Origin of the sequence: Lamprocystis purpurea DSM 4197 (assembly GCF_000379525.1) — a bacterium.
In the GTDB taxonomy this organism is placed as follows: Bacteria; Pseudomonadota; Gammaproteobacteria; order Chromatiales; family Chromatiaceae; genus Thiodictyon; species Thiodictyon purpureum.
This window is the reverse complement of record NZ_KB902452.1, coordinates 33,375-53,747: the sequence shown is the minus strand read 5'-3', so window position 1 is coordinate 53,747 and position 20,373 is coordinate 33,375. Positions and strand designations below refer to the sequence as shown.

Sequence of the window (20,373 nt, the reverse complement as noted above, 5' to 3'; positions counted from 1 at the left end):
CCTGTTGATGGCGCTGTTGATGGAGTTTCCGCCGATGAGACGCCTGTTGCTGCTGCTGTTGCTCTGCTGTATGGCCCTGTCGGCGTTGGCCCGCGACCCTTCCCATCCGCGCATTGGCCTCGTGCTGAGCGGGGGCGGTGCACGCGGGGCGGCCCATGTGGGTGTGCTCAAGGTCCTGGAGGAGCTGCGCATCCCGATCAGCGTCGTGGTTGGGACCAGTATGGGCGCACTGGTGGGCGGCACCTATGCCAGCGGCGTTAGCCCGAGGGAGATGGAGCACAGCCTGACGACGGTCGACTGGGACAAGCTCTTTGTCGATGAGTCGCCCCGGGAGGATTGGCCGATCCGCCGCCGGGAGCAGAGTTTGAATCCTAAGCTCGACTTCAGCATCGGCGTCAATGACGGCAAGGTCAGTCTGCCCAGCGGTGCCCTGGCGGGGCAGAAGGTGGAGATGTTCTTCAGTCAACTGGTCAAGAACGCGGACGGGATACGCAATTTCGACGAGTTGCCGATCCCGTATCGCGCCGTGGCGACCAATCTGGAGGATGGCTCCATGCGGGTCTTCGACTCCGGACCCCTGCCGGAGGTGATGCGCGCCAGCATGTCGGTCCCAGGCGTCTTCGCGCCGGTCCTGTTCGAGGACCACATCTATGTGGACGGCGGACTGGTCCGAAACCTGCCCATCGACGTCGCCCGCCGGATGGGCGTGGACCTGGTCATTGCGGTCAACCTGGGGGGCGGTTATCTCCCCCGCGACCAGTTGGGGTCGGTGGTCGGGGTCATGGCGCAGATGGTCACGATCCTCACCGAACAAAACGTGCAGCGGTCGCTCAAGGAGTTACGCCCAGGCGAGGACGTGTTGATCATACCGGAGCTGGGCAACATGTCCTCCAGCGACTTCAACGGCGCCGCGAAGGCGATCCGCATCGGCGAGGCCGCCGCCCGCAAGGCAGCGCCGCGTCTCGCGCACCTCAGTGTCAGTCCCGAGGACTATGCAGCCTGGCTGGCCAGCCGCCCCCGCGCCGTCCCGGACCGGGCGCCGATCACCAAGGTCGACATCCGCGGCCTCACCTACGTCAATCCCAAGATCTTCCTGCCACTGGTCGACCACCAAGTCGGACGACCACTGAACCGCCCGGTACTCGACAAGGATATCCAGCGGCTCTACGGCCGGGGCGACTTCCAGAACATCAACTACAACCTGGATCGGCAGGGCGGCTCCAACAGTCTGATCGTCAATGCGCGCGAAAAGCCTTGGGGACCAGGCTATCTCACTTTCGGGCTCGGCGTCGCCTCCGACTTCGAGGGAGACAACCGCTTCGGCCTGCGCGGAACCTATCGTCGCACCTGGATGAACAGCCTGGGCGCCGAATGGTATACGACCACCCAGATCGGCAACGTCGCGGACTTCTACACCGAGTTTTACCAACCCTTCTCGGTCGAGCGCTCCACCTTCATCGTGCCCAGCCTCGGGGCGGTGAGCGCCCCGCTCAACGTCTTTCAGGACGGCAACCGGGTCGCCGTCTATCAGTTGACCCGCAGCGCGCTGGGTCTGGACTTGGGCGGCACTTTATTCGACGGAAACGCGGAGGTGCGTATCGGCGCGGTCCTTGCCAACGCCTCAGCCGAACTGGATACGGGTGACCCCAGTCTCCCCACCAGGACGACCAACGAGACCGGTCTGCGCGCCTCCCTTGTCTACGACACCCTCGACAGCGCCTATGTGCCGCGGCGCGGTAACCGCCTGACGCTGGACCTGCGTTCACCCCAGTCTGCCCTGGGTGCCGACGTCAACTTCAACCGCGCCGCGGGGCGCTGGGACGGCGCCTTCGCGTTCGGCGCCAACACCCTCGTCGCCAGTGCCGAGGCCGGCAAGGCCTTCGGCGGCGACATGCCCTATTACGATCAGTTTGCCCTAGGTGGCTTTCTCCACCTGTCCGGCTACGCCAACGACGAGTTCCGCGGCAACCAAGTCGCCTTCGGCTCGCTCACCTATTACCGGCTGATCAGCGCCCTGCCGCCGCCGCTGGGCCGCGGCATCTACTTCGGCGCCTCGTTGGAGGTCGGCGAACTGGAGGACACCAACCCGCTGGTGACCAAGCCCGGCACCCGCTTCGGCAGCAGCGTCTTCCTCGGGGCCGATACCTGGCTCGGCCCCGCCTACTTTGGCCTGGGCCTGGGCGGAGACGGGAATACCACGGGTTATCTGATCCTCGGGCGACCTTGAACTGAGTGTCCGCGCGAGCGTTTCCGCTACGGGCCTGACGGCATCTCGGGCGGCCCATTTTGGGTATTCATGACATTGACTGCTTCAGGTGTTGCCGGGATATTTGACACAGGCACTGACGATCAGTCACATCAATGCAGATCGCCGGAAACTTACAGAAGGCGGCTACTCTAAAGTCGGCTGGCAGAGAGGCTTATGACGCTCCCGAGCAGAATGGAGCGCTGTCTCTTACGCCTATAAGAATGACTCACCATCAGGCGAGAACTTTCGATTAGTCGCGTCGGCGCAGGCGATCGCGGGAAACGCCATCTGAGCCCAGTATACCGACGCCAAGACGGCGGAGAGCAAAGCGAAGAAGATCGCGGTCAAGGGCGACTGAATCCAGCCGTCAACCTGACCGACGCGCCCTTCCCGGCGCTGGAGTACGACCGGATCGGGAAGGGCGATGCCGGCCGCGGCCTCACCGCCTGACCTGCCGTCGCGCGAGCGCTCGCCCAAGGCGGGCACCGAACCTGACTCGAGGAGAGAAAGACATGAGCAAAGTCATCGGTATCGACCTTGGCACGACCAATTCCTGCGTGTCGGTCATGGAGGGCGATCGGCCCAAGGTGATCGAGAACGCGGAAGGGTCGCGGACCACCCCCTCGATGGTGGCGTTTGGAAGCGATGGAGAGGTCCTGGTGGGGCAGGCCGCGAAGCGCCAGGCCGTGACCAACCCCAAGAACACCCTGTTCGCCATCAAGCGTCTGATTGGGCGCCGGTTCGACGAGGACGTAGTTCAGCGGGACATCGGCATGGTCCCCTACAAGATCGTGCGTGCCGACAACGGCGACGCCTGGGTCGCGGCCAACGGCACCAAGATGGCGCCGCCCCAGGTGCAGGCGCACATCCTGCAGAAGATGAAGAAGACCGCCGAGGACTATCTTGGCGAACCGGTGAAGGAGGCGGTGATCACGGTCCCCGCCTATTTCAACGACTCCCAGCGCCAAGCGACCAAGGACGCCGGCCGGATCGCCGGTCTCGAGGTGAAGCGTATCATCAACGAGCCGACCGCCGCGGCGCTCGCCTACGGGACGGACAAGAAGCGCGGGGATCAGAAGATCGCCGTCTACGATCTGGGCGGCGGCACCTTCGACATCTCCATCATCGAAATCGCGCAGGCGGAGGGCGACCACCAGTTCGAGGTCCTGTCGACCAATGGCGATACCTTCCTCGGCGGGGAGGACTTCGACAAGCGGCTGATCGATTTCCTGGCCGACACCTTCAAGAAGGAACAGGGGATCGACCTGCGCGGCGACCCGCTCGCGATGCAGCGCCTGAAAGAGGCGGCGGAGAAGGCCAAGATCGAGCTGTCGTCTGCGGCCCAGACCGATATCAATCTGCCCTACGTCACCGCCGATCAGACAGGCGCCAAGCACCTCCATGTCCAACTGACGCGGGCGAAGCTGGAGGGTTTGGTCGCGGACCTCATCGAGCGCACCGAGGGGCCTTGCCGGCAGGCACTCGCCGATGCGGGGCTCTCGGCGTCGGACATCGACGAGGTGATCCTCGTCGGTGGGCAGACGCGCATGCCGAAGGTGCAGGAGCGCGTCAAGGCGCTCTTCGGCAAGGAGCCGCGCAAGGACGTCAACCCCGACGAGGCCGTTGCCGTCGGCGCCGCCATTCAGGGCGCGGTGCTCACGGGCGCGGTCAAAGACGTGCTGCTGCTCGACGTCACACCCCTGTCGCTGGGGATCGAGACCCTGGGTGGGGTGATGACCAAGCTGATCGAGAAGAACACGACCATCCCGGCCAAGGCGACCCAGGTCTTCAGCACGGCCGACGACAATCAAAGCGCCGTCACGGTGCACGTGCTCCAAGGCGAGCGCGAGCAGGCGAGCGCCAACAAGTCGCTCGGCCAGTTCAACCTCGAAGGTATCCCGCCGGCCCCCCGCGGGATGCCCCAGATCGAGGTCGCCTTCGACATCGACGCCAACGGCATCCTCAACGTCTCCGCCAAGGACAAGGCCAGCGGTAAGGCGCAATCCATCGTCATCAAGGCGTCGAGCGGACTCTCTGAGAAGGACGTGCAGCGCATGATCAAGGACGCCGAGGCCAACGCCGTGGAAGACCGCAAGTTCCACGAGTTGGTCGAGGCGCGCAACCGCGCCGACGCCCTGATTCACGCCATCCGCACCACGGTGAAGGACCTTGAGGGCACGCTCGCAGCGGCCGGTAGAGACCGCATCGAAGGGCTCATCGGCGACCTGGAAATGGCCATCAAGGGCAGCGACGCCAAGTCCATTGCCGCCAAGACCCAGACCCTGGAGACGGAGGCCGGCAGGCTCTTCGAGGCCGCGCGGGCCGCATCCCAGACTGGGAACACCGGTCGGACGGAGCGCGGGGGCGACGACGATGTCGTGGATGCCGAGTTTGAAGACGTCAGCCCGGGCTGAAACGGCAATGATCTTAGTCTGCCCCCATTGCGAGACGATCAACCGGGTGCCGAGTGCGATGGGGCTCGCGCAGATCCTGCAATGGGTCGAGATGCACCTATGACGCGCCGGTCCCGTTTCCGCGCTCGATGGATCTGATGAAGCCCGGCCTGGCCGGCAGGCAGGGCTGAAGGGCAAGCGGGTGCTCGCCCTCGACATGGGCGCCCTGATCGCTGGCGCCAAGTTCCGCGGCGAGTTCGAGGAGCGGCTCAAGGGCGTGCTCAACGACCTGGCCAAGCAGGAGGGCCAGATCATCCTGTTCATCGACGAGCTGCACACCATGGTCGGCGCCGGCAAGGCCGAGGGCGCCATGGACGCGGGCAACATGCTCAAGCCCGCCCTTGCCCGCGGCGAGCTGCACTGCGTCGGGGCCACGACGCTCGACGAGTACCGCAAGTATGTGGAGAAGGACGCCGCCCTGGAGCGCCGGTTTCAGAAGGTGCTTGTCGACGAGCCAAACGTACAGGACACCATCGCAATCCTGCGGGGCTTAAAGGAGCGCTACGAGGTCCACCACGGGGTGACGATCACCGACCCCGCGATTGTCGCCGCAGCCACCCTTTCGCACCGCTACATCACCGACCGCCAGATCCCGGACAAGGCCATCGACCTCATCGACGAGGCTGCGAGCCGCACGGGCGCATGCCGGAGCTCGAGCGGCGCCTCGTCGAGGCCGAGCAAGCGGAGCAACAGGAGACCACCCTGCTGCGCGACAAGGTCGCCGAGGAAGAGGTCGCCGAGGTCGTCTCCAAGTGGACCGGTATCCCCGTCTCCAAGATGCTCGAAGGCGAGCGCGAGAAGCTGCTGCACCTGGAAGAGGATCTCGGCAAGCGCGTCGTCGGCCAGGAGGAGGGCTACGACGAGGGCGGCTATCTGACGGAGGCCGTGCGCCGCCGGCCCTATTCGGTACTGCTGCTCGACGAGGTGGAGAAGGCCCACCCGGACGTGTTCAACGTCCTGCTGCAAGTCCTCGACGACGGCCGCCTCACGGACGGCCAAGGGCACACCGTCGATTTTCGCAACACGGTCATCGCCATGACCTCCAACCTGGGCTCGGACGTCATCCAGCGGACAGCCGGAGACGAGCGTTACGACGAGATGAAGAGGGCGGTGATGGAGATCGTCGGCCAGCACTTTCGCCCCGAGTTCATCAACCGCGTCGACGACACCGTCGTCTTCCACCCGCTGCAGCGCAAGCAGATCCGGCGCATCGCACGCCTTCAGGTGGACATCCTCGCCCGTCGCCTGGGGATCAGGGGATAACCCTGCAGATCACGGATGAGGCCCTGGACTTGCTGGGCAATGTCGGCTTCGATCCTGTCTAGGGCGCCCGGCCGCTCAAGCGGGTCATTCAGCAGCGCCTCGAGAATCCGCTGGCCCAGGAGATCCTGGCGGGACACTTCGCGCCGGGAGATACCATCCATGTCGAGGCCGAGCGAAGCGAGCTGATCTTCACGGCGACGCGTTGAGCGCCATCATGCCCGAGCGCTCCAACCGCGCCTTAAGCATCCCGCGGTAACCCGGCATCATCGTCCCATCACTTGACCGGCACGACCGGCGGCGCGCGCCAGCGGCCGTCGCGAATCGCCTCGCTTGGTTCGTAGGTGCGGAACGTCAGGCCGAATGGCCCGTCCGGCACCGGCAACCAGTTGCTCTCCAGATCCTTGCCTGGCGAGTCGTGTTGCACATAGATCGTGATGCCACCGTTGGGGCCGCGCGTCAGCGACGGCAGCATCGGCGAGTTGATTGCATAGCGCTCGAGCGGGTTCGCGTACAGGAGCTTCTGCGCCGTGTACGCCGTGATCGACCAGAAGGCGCCGACGGGCGGCAGGTCGCCCTGCGCGAAGTGGATGCTGTAGCGCTTCGTACCATCGAAGGGCTTGCCGTCCACGTCCGCCTGCCAGCCGACCCCGAGGAACTCCTCTTGCGCGTTGCCGAGGATACCGAGCATCGCGCCGGTTGCGCGCGTCAGATCGTCCTGCTTCAAGAACTCGCGCGAGCCGAACAGCTCGGACGATGAGCGCACGCGCAGCGCGCGCTGTTGCATCTGCCCGAGTGCCTCGCGCATGCCATCGACGACCGCCGACTGCAGCGGCGCGGGCGGGTCAAAGCGCCGGCCCGCTTCGATGCCGATCCGCGCGAGCCGCGCGCGCAAGTCCTGTTCGTCGGCGAGTACCGGCATAAACTGCATCATCCAGTCGAGCACGGTATAGAACTGGATGCTTGTCGGGTCCTTGCGCAGGTCTACCGGCGCGACGAGCGGCGGCAGCGGATCCGGCGGCACCGCCTGCTGTCCGATGTACTCGGCTAGTGTGCGGACCTGGAAGCGGTCCTGGATCGCGTGGACATTATTCAGGTCGTCGGGCCGGAAAAGTTGCGTGCGGAACAGCCCAAGCGCCAGCGTCGTCGTCGACAGGAAGACCTTCTTTACTCCCTTCGGCTTCGGTCCCGGCCAGCCGGGCGGCGCCACCATGAAGTCGCCGCCAACGTGCCCGTTCGTCCGGGGCGAGACATAGCCGAGGATGTAGGTATAGAGGTCGAACAACTCGATAGACATGTATCGGTTTGCGGCGAACGGCGGCACCGTGATGATCACCGGCCCCTGGCGGAGGTCGAGCCACGCGTACGAATACGGGGTATCGACGTTTGGCGAAATCGTCGCGGTGTCTTGCGGTGTGGCGACGTTTCGGAAATTGCCGACATTGTTCAGTGGCGCAAGGAATAGGCCCGACTTGGGGTCCAGCGCCTGCTCGTACATGATCCGGTAGAGGTCGACCGTGGGGTATCCCCAGACGTAGCCGATTGAGGCGATGGTGGTCACGTCCGCCGGCGAAAGAGACGTCAGGCCGGCGCCGTGGACGGATGAGGCGTCCGCGGGAGCGCCAGCCGTGGTGCCAAGCGCAGCGATCGGCGGTCCCGCCGCGACGGCCGGAGACAGCAAGCTCAGCGATCCGACGACGTTCAGTGCCACGCCAGTCGCGCGGACGCGTAGCGTCTTCAAGTAAGTAGCAGGCATTGTTAGAGGCAGGCATTGTTGGATATAGGAAATCAAAGCCAGCGCGAGCCCAGGACTGCTCCCCGGCGAGCTGGAAAGCTAGCCGATCTTCCCGACCCCATACAACGGGAGCGATACCCAGAATGGGTAACCGATCGATTGTGTCAAAGAGAGCGCCTCAGCTAGCTTGTGTCCCCTCTGGCGAGGACAAGACCGGCAGATCGACCTGCACGCGACGATTAGCACTGAAGTTGGAGTATGCAATGCAGAAGCCGAGACTCGGCGCAGGTGTGGCCTGCGCGCTGGCGCTATCGCTCGCGGGGGGCGCCGTGGCGCAGGAGCCGCCGCTGATCGAATCCTATCGGCTTGACCTCGGACCGGCGCAGATCGCGCAGGCGCATGCGTGGACGACGCGCGCCATCGCTTCCCAGGCGTACCTGATCGGCCTGCCCGCCTTCATGAACCTCGCCCAGTTGGCCAGTTATCGGGCAGCGCGCCTCATGATCGCGCCGCAGGAGGAGCCGTTCGGCGGCTGGCTGTTGGTACGGGATTTCTCGACGCCGCGCACCACCACCGTCATGCCGAACGTCGACACGCTGTATGGCGCCGCGTTCCTGCGGTTGGACCGGCAGGGCCCGGTGGTGCTGTCGCTCCCGGCGGTTCGCGACCGCTACCTGTCGGTCGCCATCCTCGACGCCTATTTCAGCAATGTCGCGGTGCTCGGCCCGCGCACCATCGGACAGATCGCGGCGAACATCCTGATCGCGCCACCCGGCTGGGACGAGGCGACGCCGGAGGGAATAGACCAAGTGGTCGTGGTGCCGACCCCGGTCGCCACGCTGTTCCAGCGCGTGCGCGCGCGCAACGAGGCCGATCTGGCCGCGGCGCGCTCCGTCCAGGATACGATCCGGCTCGCACCGCTGGACCGATGGCGCGGTCCGGACCGCTCGTTCCCGCGCATCGAGACCTCCGCGGTCGACGGCGAGGCGCTGCATCGCCTGCGCGATCCGCTGCGCTTCTTCGAGGTCGTCTCGGACTACACCGCGCTCAATCCGCCGCCGCCGCCCTACCGGGCGCTGAGCGCGATGTCGAACGCGGTCGGCCTCGGCCCGGGCGGGCGGCTGCCCGAGGATCCGGCGCTGCGCGAGGCGATCACGGCGGGTGCGCGCGACGCGCAGCTGGCGATCAACGCCGTCGCTTCCTACGGCCCGTTCCGCGAGGGCTGGCGCGTGCCCGATCCACAGACCGGCCGACTCGGGCTCGATCCGCTGCGCCATGCGGCGACGCAGGTCACGCAGGTCGGCTCGCTGCCGGCCGACGAGGCGATGTATTTCGTCGCGGTGCGCGACGCGCAGGACCGTCCGCTCGAGGGGCGGCGGAGCTACACGCTGACCTTCCCCGCCGGGCAGTTGCCGCCCGTGGGCCAGGGCGGATTCTGGTCGCTCACCATGTACCGCGCGAGCGACGGACGGCTCGTCGAGAACCCGCTCGGCCGCTACCTCGTCGGCCCCGAGACACCGGGGCTGGCGCCGGCGCGCGACGGCTCGCTGACGGTCACCTTCGCCGCGGAGCGGCCCGCCGGCGTCCCGGAGGGCAACTGGCTGCCCGCGCCGCGCGACGCTTTCCTGGTCACGCTGCGCACCTACCTGCCGGAGATCGCGATCCGGGACGGCCTGTGGTTTCCGCCGGCCGTGCGGCGCATAGACTGAGCGGCGCCGCGCCCGGCCGGCCGGCCGGCCGGTGGAACTCGCAGGTCGGGTCGAGCGGGCCGGCGGGCGCGTGGAGCCAGTCTTGCCCTGAACCGTGACACCTGGGAAATTGTCGGCGTCTACATTGGTCGCCGCGATGCCGAGGCAGCACAGCCACTCTGGGCCTCTCTGCCGCCAGTCTATCCCTGTCCGATCTGGACGTATTCCCAGCGACGATCGCGCAGAGCTTCGACCTCCAGCAAAAAGTGGCGGCAGGGATGCCCGGACTCGCGACCAGCGCCGCGCCGGGCGCCGAAGTCGTCTTAATCGAGGCGGGCGCTTTGTTTAAGTGACTCGGACCCCGAGGGGTTCATCTGCCGCGGGGCGTGCATGCGTGACCAACGCAACGCCTAACTTCTGCGCTGATCGGATCGACGTAGAGCTTCACGTGACCGCGGTCCGGGCGGATCTGCGCTTCCCATTGCGGGTCGTCGTACTCGAGTTCCGCGATGACGCCGAGGTTGCGCCCCTCGATCGAGCGCGCGATCTGCGAAGCGGTCTTTCCGTTGGACGGCGGGAGGGCGTCCGAGGTATCTTCCGGGCTCGAACTGCGTTCCTCGCCGGTCTGCGGATCCACTTCGATCTCCCGGCAACCCTGACCGCCGGCCTTGCAAGCCAGGATCTCCCAGGATCCACTGCTGAAATCGGCGCTGAATACCACCTCGCCCGCGCGTTGCTCAATCCCTTGCAGGATCTCGGACAGCGGCTTGCTCCCAGCGGGGGGGCGACTGCCGGCCGTTGCCGGGGTGATCAAGGCCAAGGCAAGGGCCCAGCCGAACATCCAGTGAGTCGAACGCTGCAATTTCATGGATATCTCCTCAGGCATCCGTCGTTGACGCGCCTGAAACAGTGTTGGCAAAGGACTCGGATAACCATCCGGCCAACCCCGCCCGCGGGCTTACATTTCGATTAAAAATTTGCGGCACAGGACGCCCTGGCAGGAGGAGTCGACCATGACATTTTACGGTGAAACCGGCCTGCCTTGAAACAGCAATGTCGAGCCCTGGCTCTGACGCCGAGAAGTCCAGGAGCCTTATCGTGCTTCTAATACTCTTCTTCACCACCGTCGGCATCATCATCGGCTGGAATTGGACCCAACCCTCCTGGGCCAGCGCGTGGCAACAAAAGGTCGTGGGTACCTTCCGTTCGTTCACCGGCAAAGGGGGGAGTTTAATCTCCAGCGCCCGCCATTATACGGGCGACGACATTAGTGCCCGCCAGGGCCCCACGAGCGTGTGTGCAGAGTTGCCCCCCTGGCCTATATGCCTGGGGCTTTCCTCTCGGCGGTGGTCTTCCTCATGCGGCGCCCGGCCTGATGATCTACCGCTTCATGCACAACATGTATTATGCGAATACGCACGTCTTTACCGAGGAGGTCATGACGCTCGCCAGCGGCACCTCCTCGCCCCTGGTCTGGTTCTGTATCGACGCGGCAGCGGTCGATGACGTGGACTTCACCGCGGCCGCGGCCTTGCGGAATCTGCACGCGAGCCTGTCGGACCAGGGCATCCAACTGGTCTTTTCGCAGCTTGCCGACGACGTGAAAGCGGAATGCGACCGCTCCCACCTGACCGGTCTGATCGGGGCGGACGCCTTTTTCCCGGCGTTGGATGCCGGGCTGAGCGCTTACAAGACCAGACAGTCCAAGAGTGGGGCGCCGGGACCTGCATGGTTGCGCCTTCGCCATCCCTAGTTTCTCCTCCAGTCTCTACCCGATATGTATTCAAGCCTGACCCGTTTGGCTTGGAGCGGGAGATTGCAGAAGCGCCTCGATCATGGCGGCGGTCGCGAGCATGTTGGCACGTCGATCGAGATTGAACTGTTGGAAGTAATCGGCGGCATGCGGCAAGACCCAGTAGAGCCCGCGCGCGTCGCGTGCGACCCAGCCACGGGTGCACAGTTGAGTCAATTTGCGCCGCGTCGTTTCGTATGGGACGCCGAGGCACGATGCCAAGGAGTAGGCATTGAAGGCGCGCTGCGGATTGGTCAGCAGGGCCGCGCGCGGTTGATCGACCTGCAGGACCGCGGCAAGTTCGGCGCTGCGCGTGGCGGCACCGGGCGCCAAGGCCGCGATATTGCGGTGGGCGAGTTCACCGAGCAGGACGACTTGCAGCAGATCGCCATCGACGTGCGGCGCGATGTGCAGAAGATGCCGCAGGTTGTAGCCGCACAGATAGACCATGGCCGCCGCGAGCGGCGCCCCCGCCAGGGTGGCGGGAATCGCCCAGTGGACGGACCGGGGCAACTCTTCGCTGCGGCACGCACTCATGGCGGCCAAGGCCTCGGTAACGCTTGCCCCGCTCGACGCCGTTGCCGGGTCGGACAGCTCGCGCAACCGCGCCGCGGTCCAACGGAAATCCTGCAGCCGCTCCGACTCGCCATCGGCCCACAGGTAGTCCGTGAACCGCGGGGTGACGCTCAGTTGGCCCGCGGTGTCCTGCAGGATCCAACCGAAACCCGTGAGCTGCCGTGCGGTACGCCTTAGCGTCTCGCGCGGGAAGCCGGTCGCGTCCCCGATCTCGCGCAGCGAATAGCTTCTCGAGATTGGTCGCGTTTCCAGCGCCAGGCTTTGTAGCACCACCGCGGCGGCATGCGCAACCTCTGGATCGGGATCGGCCAGCCGCGCGGCCAGCCACAGCAGGACCGGAAGCGCCACCCGCTCGGCGCGGCCGTCGAAGCGGGCGCGCACCGCGTTGATCTGGCGCAGGTGGTATCCGGCGGCAAGCAGCGTCAGGGGCAGATCGGACGGCACCGCCCCGGATCGCGCCTGGTCCAATGCGCCGGTTGCGGCAGACATTTCAGGTCCAGCGTCCCCTCCGGGGGGATCGTCGGTGGTATACATGGCGAGTCCAGGTTCGATGAGCGGACGAGCCGGCCATCGGCCGGGACCTTGCCCACGGGGGCTCGACTGGCTGGATAGTACCTGAACAATGTTGTCGGAGAAAGACGGATAGACGAGCACGGCCGCGAACCGCCCCAGATGAAATCTCAGGCAGGCAAATTCTCAGCGAAGCCCCTGATCGCACGCCAAGCGCACTGCGCGCTACGTCTGGCGTCAAAGAGTAGTTGGGGGAGCGGCAGGCAGCACGCCTGGCGGCCGGAGAGGCGCACGCCGGTCTCGCAAGAGGCCGTGCCGCCGACCAGGTACGGTAGGCCGCGGGGAGTGCGGCGATAACGTCGTGGACCTGGGCGGCCGGCAAGCGGCGATCAAGTCGGCTTGACCAATGGCCGGTCGTCCAGCTTGCCGATTGGCAGGGGTGCGTCAGTAGGCGGTCCAACCCCCGTCTGTGGCATAACGCGCCCCGGTCAGGTTGGCGGCCTCGGCCGACAGCAGAAACAGCATCACGGCCACCTGCTCCCAGACGGTGGCCGGACGGTGTTTGCTATCCACATAAGCAAGGATCGACTGGGTCTTGATTAATCCCATGTTGTCGCCTTGGCCCGCGCGCATGATCTCCGCGACCAACTGCCCGGCGCGCGCGACCATTGGCGTATCGGTCGCCGCCATGTTCACCGAATTGACGCGGATGCCGTAGGGGGCGTAGTCGATGGCCGCGTTCGCGGTCAGCCCGTTCACCGCATGCTTGCTGGCAACGTAGGCCGGGTTGCCGGCCAGCCCGGTGAGTCCGGCGATCGAGGCGACGTTCACGATGGCGCCGCCCCGTCCCTGCGCCACCATCTGGCGCAACTCGGCACGCATGGACTTGAATACGCCGCCGGCATTGATAGCGAACACATTGTCCCAATAGGCGTCGGTGGCCTGGTCGATGGGTGCGAACACCAGCGGCTTCTGGCTTGCATAGTCGATCGGCTCGCCCGAGTAGACGCCGTCCATGACCCCGGCATTGTTGATTGCCAGATCGACGCCGCCGAACCGCTCGACGGCAAGCGCGACCACGCGGTCGCAGTCGGCCGTGTTGGCGACGCTGCCGACCGTGAATGCGATCTTGCCGCCCTCGTTTTCGATCGCTGCGGCCGTTTGACTGGCCTCATTGGGCAGCCAGTCGATCCCGACCACATTGGCACCCTCGCGCGCCGCACGGATGGCCGCCGCCTGGCCCATCCCGCGCGCAAAACCGGTAATGACCAAGGTCTTGCCCTGGAATCGGCCCGGGATGAAATAGGCGGGATCGGGCGGTGCGATGGCCACCCTGCCGATGCCTCCCCCGTCATCCCCCCGGTCGGCAACGGGCGTAGCAGCCGCCCCGAGTGGGTCGGCCCCAATGGTCTGGGCAACTGGGATGGCAGCGGCCCCGGCGGCCAGCCCCTTGAGCAGTGATCGACGATCCATAGTAAGTCTAACCCTTTACCCTTTAGTAGTTGACGAGGGCGAGCAGCATCGCACTGACCCAGGGTGTCAGATGGCCGTCGACGGCGCCGTCGACCCCCGACAATGGACCGGTGATGGCGATACTGCCCTGGAAATAGAGATGGCGCGTTGGATAATACTTGCCGGTCAGGTTCAACTCCCAGCCAAGCGTCCTTCCGGCCAGTTGCGCCAAGGTGCCGCCGAGGTTGTTCGTCTGGTCCGCGTTAAACAACCAGAGTTGCGGCACGACCTCCGTCGTCCGCGATGGCCGCAACTGTACCTGAATGCGCTGGGCAATGACGTTGCTGTCCTGAAACATATTGTAGTGGTTGATGCCCTGTACCCATTCTTCCGGCGTTCCCCCGGACAGCAGCGGGTCCCAGCGCTCGTAAGTCGTCGTGGCGGGATTGTCACCGCTGAAGTAGGACAACCGATAGCTCAGCGACGGACTGAACCGCAGCCCGGCCAGGGTGTAGCCGCCCTCGACATATCCGGCCCAGGCGCGCATCGGGAAGCTGTTTACATGATTGATTTGATACCCCAACTCGGTCTTCGCATAAGGGCCGGCGCCGCCCGGTGCCGTCGGCAGCCAGGACAGGCGCGCGTCGATGACCTCAAGGCCGGCGCGGGTTCCGGCGGCGGAGGGCGTGTAGTAGCCGTAGTCCGATTGCGGAACATAGAGCCAGGTCAAACCCCATTGTCGGGCGGTACCCAGGCCGGCATCGATATTGACTCCGTTGATGATGGTACGCGAGTCGATGGCGGGGAGTTCGTCCGGATCGAGTTGGAACGTCTGGATACGCCAGGTGTTGTAGCGCGCCTCTGCCAACAGCAGATTGTCGGCCGCCCAGCGGGGATTGAGTTGCAGCCCAGCGCGATCAAATCCATTCCCGGCGGTAATCCGGATCAGCATCCCGTCGGCGATCTGGAATGGCTGGCGGCCGGCACTCAGATTGAACACCAGGCGCGCCCCATCATTCCAGGTCTTGCCGAATATCAGACCCGCGTAGGCGTCCTCCAGGCCACCGTAGGTGCGCGGTTCATTGGTGAACAACTCGCTGCCGACGGAGCCGCTTTGTAGCCAGGACAGGCTGCCGTAGGCATAGACCGAAGACGTGATAGGGCCGATACCCTGGATGCCGACCTCGGTCGCGCCTTCGGCCCAAGGCGCCCAGCCCGCACCGGCGGGCTTGCTGGCTAGTGGATTGGCACCGACGAAGGCGCCGGGTTGGCCGTACCAGGCATTGTGGTTCGCGTACGCCAGACCGGACGCCATGAGTTTTACCTTGACCAGCGAATCGGCGCCCTGATGCAAATTCGGAAATGCGGGCGCCCTGGCGGACGCCTTGGCCTGATCCGAGACGGTCACTCTGACCTCGATCACGACGCCGCCCGAGTCGCCGGGCATCAGCTCGGCCTGCGCATCGCCGACCCACGGTTCCGACTTCAACTTGCTCAAGCCCCAGTCGAGAAACAGGTTCCGAAAGGCCGTGCCGGGAAAGAGATCGAGCGCGCGGCGGACGCGATCTTCCAGTGCGGTCCGGGTTTCGCCCGATTCCGGCTGGGGAATCAGCGTAATGCGGACCGCATCGATCCGCAGCCCTTGCCAAGGATCGCCGGCCATTTGGGCCATTGCCATCTCGCACACCAAGATCATGACGACGAAGCAAGCAATGCCACTAGGGATGCCAGGCCGACGCAGCACCAAACCTCCGAAGCTCGCGAACAGGTGAAGCATTGAAACGAACGATGAAAGCCAGCGGATTGAGTCAGACTTGTGCCGCCGCCGTCGCGCCGGCCACCCGCGCGAGGCGCTCCCGCTCCAGGCGGAAGACGCCTTCGTGCACAACGGCGAGCACGACGACGCCGAGCACTGCCCAGGCGGAGCCGCGGGTTGCCGGGTCGGCGGCAAACTGCACGAGCATCAGGACCAGGGCGGCGACGCAGAGGACCGCGGCCAGCAGACTGATCCAGCGGCGGCTGCCGGTCTCCACTGCCAGCTTGGCGTTGGCGACGTTGACCGCGGCATAGACGATCAGGAAGCCCCCGCTGGTCGCCGCCGACAGCGCCGTGAGGTCGAGCAGGTTCACCGCCAGCAGCGCGACCACGCCGATCAGCAGCATGCTCGCCACCGGCTTGCCCCTGCGGGTGCGCGCGAACACCGGGCTCATCTCGTCATGCTGGGCCAGGGTCTGCGGGAGTTGCTCGGCACCGAAGAAGTCCGCGTTGACCGCTGAGGCCGAGGCCGTGACCGCGCCCAATGTCAACAGCGTAAAGCCGAATTTGCCCATGAAGGCGGCGGCCGCGGCCGACAACGCGAAGTCGCGCGCCGCCGACATCTCGGCGAACGGCAGGTGACCGATCGCGACCAGGACGGCCAGCACATAGATGACGACCGTGGCCAGAACGCTGCCGTAAAAGGCGATCGGCAGGGTCCGCCGCGGGTCGCGGATGCGGTCGGAGGCGTTGGCGATGAGCTCGAAGCCCTCGTAAGAGAGGAACACGGTCATGCCGCTCGCGACGATCGTCATCCAGGGTACCCATTCGGCGGGGCCGAGCCGGCTCCAGTCCGGCGTGCCGAGCGCAAACCCCGCCATGATGAAGACCGCCAGGACGAACAGTTTCAGCGTATTGAATACGGCCTCCGAGCGCTGCATCAACCGGGTACCGGCGAAATTCACCAGACCGATGACGATGATGGACGCCGAGGCGATGACGTAGGTCCAGAAGTCCCGCTCCACGGCAGGGAGGTACTGCACCGTGTAGGCCGCGAGTGCGCGGGCGTAAATCGCCATGATGGCGACGTAGCTCAGGATCAGCAGGACGTTGATCGACGCAGGTAAGAGCCCGATACCGAAGCCGTGACGCACGAAGGCTACGGTGCCGCCCGGCCCCGGATAGCGCAAGGTCAGGCGCACATAGGAATAAGCGGTGACGAGTGCGATCAGGCCGCCCAACAGGAATGCGATCCAGGTCGCGCCGCGCGCGCCCACCACCGCGAGCCCGAAGGTGGCGAAGAAGCCGCCCCCCACCATGCCGCCGATACCGATCGACAATGCGCCGCCGATACCGATCGTGCCGCCGCTGTGGTCTGATTCGCTCATGCCATTTATTCGTGCGCTGTAAATCGTTCAGGTCATCGGTGCGACCGGTAGGCCGATCTTGCCATGGATCGGGATGGACGACAAGCACGAGAAAGGGAATCGATTTGCGCAAGACGCAAGGTGCCGTAGGCACAATAGCGTATAGGCGGGTGCGCATCGCCGTGCTGGCCCATTTTGGGTAGCGACGCCCGCGCTGAAGACTGCAACGACACATCCGGGGTCTGGCGACCCAAAAAACCAACGACGTTTGGCGCCAAGTAAATGATGCAGAGAACAAAAGTTCCAAGGGTATGGACCTGTGCAGCGGTGATTTCGCGGGTCAGAACAGCCCGGGGCACTGGCCCATTTTGGGCAGTCCCGGCCTTGTCAACGCCGACCTGGACTTGCTTAACTGACCCACGAAAAAGTCGTTCGCTTGCGGTACTCGATGATTGTTGTATTCATCGGGCGGGGCGCGCCGATGCCGGTCGAAACACTAAAGAGGACAAACATCATGGGTAATACGCGGTCAGATGGTCGTTCCGCCCTGCTCGATTCACGCTTCGGCTCGCAGGCGGCGGGTCGCGTGGCACCGGACCAGGCGTTTCCCGCGACTGAAATGCGCGACGACATCGCCTACCAATTGATCAGTGACGAGCTGTTCCTCGACGGCAATGCGCGCCAGAACCTCGCGACCTTTTGCCAGACCTGGGACGACGAGAACGTCCATAAGCTCATGGATCAGGCGATCAACAAAAATTGGATCGACAAGGAAGAGTATCCACAGTCCGCGGCAATCGACCTGCGCTGCGTCAACATGGTAGCGGACCTATGGCATGCGCCAAAGACCGGCGGCCATGCCACCGGGACCAATACGATCGGCTCGTCGGAGGCGTGCATGCTCGGCGGTATGGCCATGAAGTGGCGCTGGCGGGCAAAGCGTCAGGCCCAGGGCAAACCCACCGACAAGCCCAACTTCGTCTGCGGTCCGGTGCAGGTGTGCTGGCACAAATTCGCTCGCTATTGGGATGTCGAGATCCGCGAGATCCCGATGGAACCGGACCGGCTCTTCATGGACCCAGAGCGCATGATCGCCGCCTGTGACGAGAACACCATCGGCGTGGTCCCGACCTTCGGCGTCACTTATACCGGCAACTTCGAGCTGCCGGGGCCGCTGCACGAGGCGCTCGACCAGTTGCAGAAGGCAAAGGGCCTGGATATCGACATGCACATCGACGCGGCCAGCGGCGGCTTCCTCGCGCCTTTCACCGCGCCGGAGCTGGTCTGGGACTTCCGGCTGCCGCGCGTGAAGTCGATCAGTGCCTCCGGTCACAAGTACGGGCTCGCCCCCTTGGGCTGCGGCTGGGTGATCTGGCGCGACGCCGCGGCGCTGCCGGAGGACCTGGTGTTCAAGGTGGACTATCTGGGCGGCTCGGTCGGCACCTTCGCGATCAACTTCTCGCGGCCGGCCGGGCAGGTGATTGCCCAGTATTACGAGTTCCTCCGCCTTGGTCGTGAGGGCTACACCAAGGTTCAAAGTGCCGCCTACCAGGTTGCCGCCTACATTGCCGACGAGGTAGCGAAGCTCGGGCCTTATGAGTTTATCTGTACCGGCGATCCCCAGACCGGTATCCCGGCGGTGTGCTTTCGTATCAAGCCGGGCAGCGACCCTGGCTACTCGCTCTACGACCTCTCCGAACGGCTGCGGTTACGCGGTTGGCAGGTACCGGCCTTCGCATTGAATGGCGGGGCGAGCGACATCGTCGTGATGCGCGTGATGTGCCGGCGCGGTTTCACCATGGATATGGCGAGCCTCTTGATGACCGACTACCGGGCGGCACTGGCGTTTCTCGCCGCGCACCCGGCCGCGCAGCTCGCGGCGACCGAGGGTACGGGCTTCCACCACAACTAGGCGTGATCAGGCCGCGCGCCGCGGCGCGCGGCGGTCAACGCCTGCCGTTACAATTCACAAGTCCATAGGGGGCTGACCATGGCCACTGCAGAACCGGGCAAGCTCGGCATCGCACAGAAGGCGACGCTGGGCGTATTTACCCTCGCAATCATGAATGTCACCGCCGTGGTGAGCCTGCGCGGTCTGCCGGCCGAGGCCGAATACGGCTTGACCTCCATCTTCTATTATCTGTTTGCCGCGGTCTTCTTCCTGATCCCGGTCTCCATCGTTGCGGCCGAGCTGGCGACGGCTTGGCCGCAAAAGGGCGGCGTCTTCCGCTGGGTGGGCGAGGCTTTCGGGCCGCGGTGGGGGTTCGTCGCCATCTTCCTGCTGTGGGCCGAGTCGACCATCTGGTTTCCGACCGTGCTCACCTTCGCCTGGGTGTCGCTTGCCTTCATCGGACCCCAACAGAAATGGGACCAGGCACTCGCCGCGAACAATATCTATACCATCATCGCGGTGTTGGTGGTCTATTGGGGAGCGACCTTCGTGACGCTGCGCGGTCTCAAGGCGTCATCCACCATCAGCAAGTGGGGTGGGATGATCGGCACCATCGTTCCGGCGGCGGTCCTGATTCTGGTGGGCATCCTGTATTTGTTTCAAGGCAAGCCGTTGCAGATCCAACTGGGGTGGGACAAGCTGATCCCCGACTTTACCAACTTCGATAATCTGGTGCTGGCCGCCAGTATCTTCCTATTCTACGCCGGCATGGAGATGAATGCAATCCATGTCAAGGAGATCGACAATCCCAGCAGCAACTATCCGAAGGCGATCCTGATCTCCTCGATCCTGACCGTCGTGATCTTCGTGCTCGGGACCCTGGCCATCGGCTTTATCGTGCCGAACAGCCAAATCAACCTGACCCAGAGCCTGCTCGTCGCCTATGACGATTTCTTCCGCGTCTTCGGCATGCCTTGGGCGGGTTCGGTATTGGCGGTGGCGCTGTTTGCCGGTGTCATCGGCGGCGTGACGGTGTGGGTGGCCGGTCCTTCGGCCGGACTCGCCGTGGTCGGGCGCGCCGGCTATCTGCCGCCCTTCTTCCAGAAGATGAATAAGAACGGGGTGGCAAGCAATATCCTGATCGTGCAGGGACTGATCGTAACCTTCCTGGCGATCATGTTCGTCATCCTGCCTTCGGTGCAGGCGGCCTATCAGATCCTGAGCCAACTGACGGTCACACTCTATCTGATCATGTACCTGCTGATGTTCTGCGCGGGTATCTATCTACGCCACACGGAGCCGCATACAGCGCGCCCCTACAAGGTACCGGGAGGCGAGGCGGGTATGTGGGTCTTTGCCGGGGCGGGGCTCGTCGGTTCGCTGATCGCCTTTGTGCTGTCATTCGTCCCGCCGTCGCAGATCTCGGTGGGCAGCCCGACGACCTATGTCCTGATCCTGATCGCCGGTAATCTGTTGTTCGTCGCGATCCCGCTGGTCATCTATGCCGTGCGCAAGCCGCACTGGAAGAACGCGGAGGATGCGGCTGATTTCGAGCCTTTCGGCTGGGAGTTGGAAGGCCGGCATCCGGGCACGGTCCAGAAACCAGCACCGGCCGCCGAGACCGCCGCCTGAACACTGCACTGGCT

At 64.9% G+C, this 20,373-nt stretch carries 12 protein-coding genes and 2 pseudogenes; 8 read left to right on the top strand and 6 right to left on the bottom strand.

Translation table 11 applies throughout. The features are described 5' to 3' along the window. Positions 1–34 precede the first annotated feature (34 nt). From A39O_RS0108680 to A39O_RS43510, 4 genes and pseudogenes are all read left to right on the top strand, one after another. On the top strand, positions 35–2,227 hold the full coding sequence (locus A39O_RS0108680; protein ID WP_026199253.1) for a patatin-like phospholipase family protein: 2,193 nt from the start codon (positions 35–37) through the stop codon (positions 2,225–2,227). Positions 2,228–2,760: 533 nt separating this feature from the next. Beyond that, complete coding sequence (gene dnaK / locus A39O_RS0108670) at positions 2,761–4,662, top strand: molecular chaperone DnaK (RefSeq protein ID WP_020504277.1); 1,902 nt, start codon at positions 2,761–2,763, stop codon at positions 4,660–4,662. A 163-nt stretch (positions 4,663–4,825) separates the two neighbouring features. Next, a pseudogene (locus A39O_RS38110) lies at positions 4,826–5,826 on the top strand (AAA family ATPase); the annotation flags it as partial. Positions 5,827–6,038: 212 nt separating this feature from the next. Further along, positions 6,039–6,170 (top strand): annotated as a pseudogene (locus A39O_RS43510) (hypothetical protein); the annotation flags it as partial. Positions 6,171–6,238: 68 nt separating this feature from the next. Here A39O_RS43510 and A39O_RS0108655 read toward each other — a convergent pair. Next, positions 6,239–7,672 (bottom strand): DUF1254 domain-containing protein, encoded by a 1,434-nt coding sequence (locus A39O_RS0108655; RefSeq protein ID WP_020504274.1) that lies wholly within the window; start codon positions 7,670–7,672, stop codon positions 6,239–6,241. Between the two features lie 287 nt (positions 7,673–7,959). Between A39O_RS0108655 and A39O_RS0108650 the strand changes: the two genes are divergently transcribed. Continuing rightward, positions 7,960–9,405, top strand: a complete 1,446-nt coding sequence (locus A39O_RS0108650; protein ID WP_020504273.1) for a DUF1254 domain-containing protein — start codon at positions 7,960–7,962, stop codon at positions 9,403–9,405. A 349-nt stretch (positions 9,406–9,754) separates the two neighbouring features. Here the strand turns inward: A39O_RS0108650 and A39O_RS32705 are convergent, their stop codons facing one another. Beyond that, positions 9,755–10,252: a PepSY domain-containing protein gene (locus A39O_RS32705; protein ID WP_157639865.1), complete on the bottom strand. Its 498-nt coding sequence runs from the start codon at positions 10,250–10,252 to the stop codon at positions 9,755–9,757. Between the two features lie 507 nt (positions 10,253–10,759). Here A39O_RS32705 and A39O_RS0108640 point away from each other — a divergent pair. Next, a complete protein-coding gene (locus A39O_RS0108640) occupies positions 10,760–11,137 on the top strand; it encodes a sodium-independent anion transporter (RefSeq protein ID WP_020504271.1) in 378 nt (125 codons plus the stop codon). 30 nt (positions 11,138–11,167) lie between these two features. On the opposite strand, the gene A39O_RS0108635 is transcribed toward A39O_RS0108640, so the two are convergent. The 4 genes from A39O_RS0108635 to A39O_RS0108620 all read right to left on the bottom strand — a co-directional run bounded on the left by A39O_RS0108635 (position 11,168) and on the right by A39O_RS0108620 (position 16,857). Beyond that, a complete protein-coding gene (locus A39O_RS0108635; protein ID WP_020504270.1) occupies positions 11,168–12,241 on the bottom strand; it encodes a hypothetical protein in 1,074 nt (357 codons plus the stop codon). 465 nt (positions 12,242–12,706) lie between these two features. After that, entirely contained in the window at positions 12,707–13,735 is a 1,029-nt protein-coding gene (locus A39O_RS0108630) for an SDR family NAD(P)-dependent oxidoreductase (protein WP_020504269.1), read from the bottom strand. A 22-nt stretch (positions 13,736–13,757) separates the two neighbouring features. Then, positions 13,758–15,392 carry an alginate export family protein gene (locus tag A39O_RS0108625; protein ID WP_169338427.1) on the bottom strand — a complete coding sequence of 545 codons (1,635 nt, stop codon included), beginning with the start codon at positions 15,390–15,392 and terminating at the stop codon, positions 13,758–13,760. Positions 15,393–15,522: 130 nt separating this feature from the next. Further along, positions 15,523–16,857, bottom strand: a complete 1,335-nt coding sequence (locus tag A39O_RS0108620) for an APC family permease (RefSeq protein WP_020504267.1) — start codon at positions 16,855–16,857, stop codon at positions 15,523–15,525. 493 nt (positions 16,858–17,350) lie between these two features. On the opposite strand from A39O_RS0108620, the gene A39O_RS0108615 reads away from it, so the two are divergent. After that, positions 17,351–18,748 carry a glutamate decarboxylase gene (locus A39O_RS0108615; protein ID WP_020504266.1) on the top strand — a complete coding sequence of 466 codons (1,398 nt, stop codon included), beginning with the start codon at positions 17,351–17,353 and terminating at the stop codon, positions 18,746–18,748. Positions 18,749–18,826: 78 nt separating this feature from the next. Then, complete coding sequence (gene gadC / locus A39O_RS0108610) at positions 18,827–20,359, top strand: putative glutamine/gamma-aminobutyrate antiporter GadC (RefSeq protein WP_020504265.1); 1,533 nt, start codon at positions 18,827–18,829, stop codon at positions 20,357–20,359. Positions 20,360–20,373 lie beyond the last annotated feature (14 nt).